The sequence below is a fragment of the Bacillus sp. SRB_8 genome, assembly GCF_003264205.1.
In the GTDB taxonomy this organism is placed as follows: Bacteria; Bacillota; Bacilli; order Bacillales; family Bacillaceae_G; genus Bacillus_A; species Bacillus_A mycoides.
In genome coordinates this window covers 114973-122175 of the sequence record NZ_NADT01000063.1, presented here as the reverse complement: position 1 = coordinate 122175, position 7203 = coordinate 114973, and the positions used below count along the sequence as shown (strand labels likewise).

Sequence of the window (7203 nt, the reverse complement as noted above, 5' to 3'; positions counted from 1 at the left end):
GTGGCAGTGGTTCTGGTGGCAATGGTTCTGGTGGCAACGGTTCTGGTGGCAATGGCTCTGGTGGCAACGGTTCTGGCGGCAACGGTTCTGGTGGCAATGGTTCTGGTGGCAGTGGTTCTGGTGGCAGTGGTTCTGGTGGCAGTGGCTCTCAGGGCGGCAACCGTGTTAAAGGCGACAGCAGTTCTCAAGGTGGTAATGGCTCTCAGGGCGGCAACCGTGTTAAAGGCGATAGCGGCTCTCAAAGCGGTAACGCAAAAGATAATGCAACAAAACAAGGCAATAAATTGCCTAATACTGCAACGCATTATCCTGCATCTATTTTAATTGGTCTTTCGACATTCCTAATTGGTGTGTTACTATTTATTCGTCGTAAAAACGCAAAATAAAAAAATCATCCTTCCATCTAAAAATACATGAAACAGATTATAAAGTGAAACTTTAATCAGTGGGGATTTTGTTCATCCCCCACTGATTATTAACCTTCACCAATCGGGCTTTTACGGGCAGCAGGGCTCCCACCTAACTTCTTTGCTCCAGCCGAATTTTGAAGTGGGAGTTTTACTGCCTGGCAAATAGCGGGATAAAACTAAAAAGGACTTTGATTGCATTTTATTATGCAATCAAAGTCCTTTTTGCCATCTAGTAGAAAGAGCATTAATACGCTTTTCCCCAATACACCATCTGCTTCGCTTTTTTACTACAGCAAATACATTCGTCAGCTAAACTTTCTTGTTCGAACGGAATACAACGTGAAGATACTCCAACTTCTTCTTTTAATTTTTCTTCACAAGCTAGTTCTCCACACCACATCGCTTTAATAAATCCTTGCTTTTCATCAGCCGCTTTTTTCATCTCTTCGAAATTCGTCACACTATACGTATTCTCATCGCGAAATACTTTTGCTTTGCTAAATAAAGAATGGTGAATTTCCTCAAGTAGTACTGGAATGCGTTCTTCTAATTGATCCATTGATATAAACTCTTTTTCTTTCGTATCTCGCCTTACAAGTACAACTTGATTCTTTTCAATATCCTTTGGACCAACTTCTAATCTAATTGGAACACCCTTCATTTCATACTCATTAAATTTCCAGCCAGGTGTTTTATTGCTAGCATCTATTTTTACACGTGCAACCTTCTGAATACGTCCTTGCAACTCTGTTGTTTTTTCTAACACACCTTCTTTGTGCTGAGCAATAGGAACGATAACAACTTGTACTGGAGCGACTTTCGGTGGCATTACAAGTCCGTTATTATCGCTATGAACCATAATAAGTCCACCTATCATTCTTGTTGATACACCCCAAGATGTTTGATGTACGTATTGCCATTTACCGTTACGGTCTAAAAACTTAATATCAAATGCTTCAGAGAAATTCGTTCCAAAGTTATGAGATGTTCCTGTTTGAAGTGCTTTTCCATCATGCATTAAACTTTCAATCGTATAAGTTGCCTTCGCTCCTGCAAACTTTTCTTTTTCTGTTTTTTGCCCTTTAATAACCGGAATCGCTAAATACTCTTCACAAAAAGCAGCATATAGATTTAAAATATTTAATGTTTCAATTTGAGATTCTTCTGCCGTTTCATGAATCGTATGACCTTCTTGCCATAAAAATTCAGTTGTACGAAGGAATGGTCTCGTCGTCTTCTCCCAACGAACTACTGAACACCACTGGTTATATAACTTTGGTAAATCATTATATGATTGAACAATTTTTGAAAAATGCTCACAGAATAGAGTTTCAGATGTAGGACGTATACAAAGTCTTTCCGCCAATTTCTCATCTCCGCCATGAGTAACCCATGCTACTTCAGGAGCAAATCCTTCAACATGATCTTTCTCTTTTTGTAATAAACTCTCTGGAATAAACATTGGCATGTACACATTTTCATGACCAGATTCTTTTAATTTTTCATCCATCACTTTCTGCATATTTTCCCATAATGCATAACCGTATGGACGTAAAATCATACAACCTTTCACACTTGAATAATCAACAAGCTCCGCTTTTTTTACAATATCGGTATACCACTGAGCAAAGTCTTCTTCCATTTTCGTAATGGCTTGTACTTGTTCTTTTACCATAGTTATTCTTCCTCCTTTAGAAAATAGAAAAAGCCCGCGTCCCCAAATAGGGACCGAGCTTTGTCGGCGTTACCACCCTGATTCATACACAAAAAAATTGAGTATGCTCTCTTTTTGATAACGGGAATTTCCCGCTGCATATGCAGAACTCAAAGGTAGGTTCCATATCGCCTCTTTAAGAATCTTCCAGCCAAAAGGATTCTCTCTCTGCAAAAAGGTAAGACATGTACTATTCCTTTTTCATCGTTATAACAAAATAAATTTGTTGAATATCATAATATAAATTTCATTTCAAAACAAGAGCCAATTTTCTTATTTTTATACATTATTTTCAATTATCACTGTTTTATACGTAACTTTTCCGAACTATTTTTACAAGTTGATGAGCAACCATACCAATTAGTGTACCAATTAAAACGAAGAAACAAATAAATCCGTATCCCATTCCTTCCCAACCACCAATAGCGATCATTGTTACAGGAAAGAAAGCTAAACAAAGAAGTACTAAACTAAGTGCAAATATAATATCAAACTGTTTGTCTGGAAAACGTTTCTTTAGTAAATATGACATAAAAAATACAAGGAGAACGGTGACTCCACCAATGATGTAAAAGATACCAAATCCATCTAGCCAATCCATAGTATTCCCTCCTTCCATTCATTCCCTTATACTTATTATATGTTTAATTTTTCTGAAAATAAATAACGAAATTTTATTCAAAAATATATTTTTATTACCAGGTATTAATAGTAATATATAAGAATAGGTTTTATATAATCAGGAGGGAAACTTTATGGATAAAGCATTAACAAATCGCGTCATTATTTTATCTTTTGACTGCTTATCAGCTTTAGATTTTCCTATATTACAAAAACTACCTAATTTCCAAACTTTAATAAAAAGGGGCGCGATTGCGAAAAAAGTGGAGCCAATTTATCCTTCTGTAACATATCCAAGCCACTCAACAATCGTAACCGGTAATTATCCTAATAAGCATGGTGTTGTCAGCAATACATTACTTCAACCAGGACGTGAGTCACCAGATTGGCATTGGTACCGAAAGTCCATTAACGGGACAACTTTATATGATGAAGCACGCAAAGCAAATTTAACGACAGCAGCCCTTCTATGGCCTGTTACTGGAAGAGCAAATATCGATTACAATTTACCAGAAATTTTTCCAAATAGACCGTGGCAAAATCAAATTTTAGTTTCATTATTTAGCGGTAGCCCGCTATATCAATTAGATTTAAATCGTCGTTTCGGCCATATACGAAATGGATTGTCACAGCCTGAGCTTGATAATTTCGTCCTTGCTTCTGCCGTACATACAATTCAGACGAAAAAGCCTAATGTTATGTTTGTACATTTTACTGATTTAGATACTCAAAGACATTACCATGGCTTCGAGTCTGAGGAAACAGTAGCTGCAATCCACAGACACGACGAACGCCTCGGAAAAATTATCCATACATTAAAAGAAAGTGGTATATACGAAGAAAGTACAATTATTGCACTTGGTGACCATAGCGCTTTAAGTGAAAACAAAGCAATCCAATTAAATGTCCTATTCTGTCAAAAAGGGCTTATATCCGTAAATAAACGTGGAAAAATACACGATTGGAAAGCTTATTGCCAAAGCTGTGATGGATCTGCCTACGTACATGTAAAGGATAAAAATGATACTGAAACGATTAAAGAGATTCAACTTCTTCTTGAAGAGCTTCTTCAGGATAAACAAAATGGAATTGAATTTATTCTGCACGATGAAGATGCAAAAGAACGTGGCGCTGATGGTAATTGCTTATTTATGCTAGAGGCCATGGAAGGTTATTACTTCATTGAAAATTATACAGGTGATTTCATAAAAGAAATTAATAAAGAAGATGTTAATTCTAGTAAGAAATATACATTTGGAACACATGGATATTCCCCAACAAAACCTAACTATGAAACAATTTTTATGGCTGCTGGGAAAGGCATTCAAAGCGGCGTTACAATTCCGTATATGAGACTGATTGATGAAGGTCCGACTATCGCTAGGTTACTCGGTTTGCACTTAGGTGAAACAGACGGCGCAATTGTAGAGGATTTACTTCAATTGTAAAGAACTGTGTATATATGTAAAAGTTATGTAAAAATCATCACTGTTTCTCTTTTTATAATTTTTATTTTTGTACACTGTTAGTAGAACAAATTTAAGGGGGAACATTATATGAAAAAAATGTCCAGACAAGAAAAAAGCTGGATATTGTACGATTGGGCGAACTCGGTATATTCGCTCGTCATTACAACTGCATTATTTCCAATTTACTTTAAAGCAGCTGCAAAAGAAGCTGGACTATCTGGCGCAACTTCAACAGCCTATTGGGGATATGCAAACTCGTTCGCTACACTTTTAATTTCTATACTCGCTCCTATTCTCGGCACAGTTGCTGATTATAAGGGATTTAAAAAACGATTTTTCACATTCTTCTTTGGACTCGGTATCGTATTTACAAGTATGCTAGCAATTGTTCCAACATCTCAGTGGTACTTATTACTAGGATGCTATATGCTCGCATTAGTTGGCTTTGCTGGAGCAAATATTTTTTATGATGCATTTCTAGTAGATGTTACCTCTGGAGATAGAATGGACCGAATTTCTACGCGAGGTTTTGCATTAGGTTACATTGGGAGCACAATTCCTTTTATCGGTTGTATTGCTCTTATTATTCTTGCTCAAAAAGGAACTATCCCCTTATCAGTCGGAATTGCTAGTCAAATTTCCTTTGCAATAACAGCTCTTTGGTGGGGACTATTTACGATACCAATGCTAAAAAATGTAGAGCAAACACACTATATTGAACGTCATCCAAGACCAATTGCAATGAGCTTCAAGCGCCTTGCTAATACGTTTAAAAATATTAAAGAATATAAAACTGTATTTATGTTCCTAATAGCTTACTTTTTCTACATTGATGGGGTAGATACAATTATCACTATGTCTACTGCTTACGGAACAGATCTCGGTATTAGTGCAACCAATCTATTAATCATCTTATTTGTAACACAAATTGTCGCTTGTCCATTTGCTTTATTATATGGAAAACTATCGGAAACATTTACCGGTAAAAAAATGCTATATGTCGGCATTATCATTTATATCATTATTTGCACATATGCTTATTTCTTAAAAACGACGTTTGATTTCTGGATTTTAGCAATGTTAGTTGCTACTTCTCAGGGCGGGATTCAAGCACTTAGCCGTTCTTATTTCGCAAAACTAGTACCGAAAGAATCTGCAAATGAATTCTTCGGATTTTATAATATCTTTGGTAAATTCGCAGCAATTATGGGTCCGGTATTAGTAGGTGTCACAACACAATTAACAGGAAAAACAAACGCTGGTGTCCTTAGTATTATTGTCCTATTTATTATCGGTGGATTCTTATTAACTAGAGTACCTGAAAATGATACGTCCGTTACACCACCTAATCCGAAAACTAAAACAATATAAGAGAAAGATCCCCTTCACACAAGAAGGGGATCTTTCTCTTATATTTTTAACGATAACGCCCTACAATTAAAAACTCTAAAGCTTGTACAAAAATAGTTTATCGACAGTTGTTCCTAATACTTCTGCTAACCGGAATGCTAGTGCTAAGCTTGGATCATATTTATTATTCTCAATTGCATTTATCGTCTGTCTTGATACGTTACACTTATCCGCTAATGCACCTTGTGAAATATTATTTGCAGTGCGCAATTCATAGATTTGATTTTTCACACCGTTTCTCCTAACCTGTAAAATCGTTTTTACATCATCAGTATATAGTTGGGGCATGTCATTGTCAAAAGATTGCCACAAGAAAAGGGAGCAATTCTGCTCCCTTACAATAGCTATTTCGAAACTAATCAATTCGTCATTTCCTCTCGATTCACAATATCTTCTTTCTTTATTTGCATACGTAAAACCGGACCTATCGCAAATAAAATAAGTGCCATTGCTATACAAAATACAGTAACTAGTGAGGTCATCTCCTTCAATCCTCCAGCTAGTGAAGTTCCAATTAACATTGCCCCCATGAACAGTGGTAAAATCGTTCCATTTACTCTGCCAATCATATTTTCTGGTACAAGTTGAATCATAAGCGTACCGACAACGATATTGACACAGGCTAAACAAATACCTGTTCCAAATCTCATGAAACTAGTAATCCAAAATGATGTAGATAACCCTTCTACTAAAAATGACATCGCTAATATGCTCATACCGAATACAAACATCTTTTTCGGATTCACTTTTGAAGCGAAAACTGCAGCAACAATACCACCAATTAACATACCGATTCCATCAGCTGCGGCTAAATATTGAACGGCTTCTTTTTCCATTCCAAGCCGTTCTATTACAAGAAACACTTCTAATGGATTCGTTAGTCCAACAGCTAAGCCCATAATGGTGAAAGTGATCGTAATCATACGTAAATTTTTCGTATGAAGAACGTATTTCCAACCTTCTTTTATATCATTTTTTAATGAACCTCTCGCCACTTGCTCTTGTTCCACCCATTTTGGTAAAAATGAAAGAGCGATAGCAGATAACAAAAATAAAATAATTAAGCTATATAGTGACGTAAATAAACCAAGTTGTGTGTACACAAGCGATCCTACCACTGGTCCAAAAATCATAAATAGCGACTGTAATGTTTGATTAAATGCAATCGCATTTGCTACCTGTTCTTCTTTTACATAGCGTTTAAATATACGCGAAGATGATGGCTGAGAAAACTGACCTACAATCGCGGAAATGAGTGTTGCAAAAAATATAGCCTGCCAATAATCCAGCTTTAACAACAAGACAATTCCTACAATAGACAGTACACTTAATACATCTCCAGCGACCATCGTTCTTTTCGGATTCCAGCGATCAGCTAGCGCCCCACCGATAAACGAGAAAATAAAAATAGGTGCATATTCCATAACCGATAATAAAGAAACTGAAACTGGATCATTATTCGTTCGCTCCATTATGAAATACAAAAGAGCCATATTTCTGATCCAAATTGCAAATTGTTGTAAAATATCAGATGCCATAACGAGCATAAATGCTCGGTTTTTAAATAAAGCGTTCATTT

7 protein-coding genes and 1 other annotated feature are annotated in these 7203 nt (G+C 36.2%); of the genes, 3 read left to right on the top strand and 4 right to left on the bottom strand.

All coding sequences use genetic code 11. The features are described from left to right. Positions 1-386 (top strand): LPXTG cell wall anchor domain-containing protein (locus B5P40_RS29995; protein WP_142936377.1); only part of this gene is annotated, 386 nt, incomplete at its 5' end. A gap of 268 nt (positions 387-654) precedes the next feature. On the opposite strand, the gene proS is transcribed toward B5P40_RS29995, so the two are convergent. Together proS and B5P40_RS29985 are read right to left on the bottom strand one after the other, a co-directional pair. After that, positions 655-2085, bottom strand: coding sequence for a proline--tRNA ligase (gene proS / locus B5P40_RS29990; protein ID WP_113710406.1), 1431 nt, complete (start codon positions 2083-2085; stop codon positions 655-657). 45 nt (positions 2086-2130) lie between these two features. Then, positions 2131-2338: a binding site (T-box leader), on the bottom strand. A 93-nt stretch (positions 2339-2431) separates the two neighbouring features. After that, positions 2432-2725, bottom strand: coding sequence for a YesK-like family protein (locus B5P40_RS29985; protein ID WP_002124993.1), 294 nt, complete (start codon positions 2723-2725; stop codon positions 2432-2434). 154 nt (positions 2726-2879) lie between these two features. Between B5P40_RS29985 and B5P40_RS29980 the strand changes: the two genes are divergently transcribed. Next, complete coding sequence (locus tag B5P40_RS29980) at positions 2880-4193, top strand: alkaline phosphatase family protein (protein ID WP_002124992.1); 1314 nt, start codon at positions 2880-2882, stop codon at positions 4191-4193. 108 nt (positions 4194-4301) lie between these two features. Further along, on the top strand, positions 4302-5585 hold the full coding sequence (locus tag B5P40_RS29975; RefSeq protein WP_002010215.1) for an MFS transporter: 1284 nt from the start codon (positions 4302-4304) through the stop codon (positions 5583-5585). Positions 5586-5660: 75 nt separating this feature from the next. On the opposite strand, the gene B5P40_RS29970 is transcribed toward B5P40_RS29975, so the two are convergent. Next, positions 5661-5912 (bottom strand): helix-turn-helix transcriptional regulator, encoded by a 252-nt coding sequence (locus tag B5P40_RS29970; RefSeq protein ID WP_003187029.1) that lies wholly within the window; start codon positions 5910-5912, stop codon positions 5661-5663. 71 nt (positions 5913-5983) lie between these two features. Continuing rightward, the gene (locus B5P40_RS29965; RefSeq protein WP_002124988.1) at positions 5984-7201 is read right to left on the bottom strand and encodes an MFS transporter; all 1218 of its coding nucleotides are present in this window, start codon (positions 7199-7201) and stop codon (positions 5984-5986) included. Positions 7202-7203: the final 2 nt, after the last annotated feature.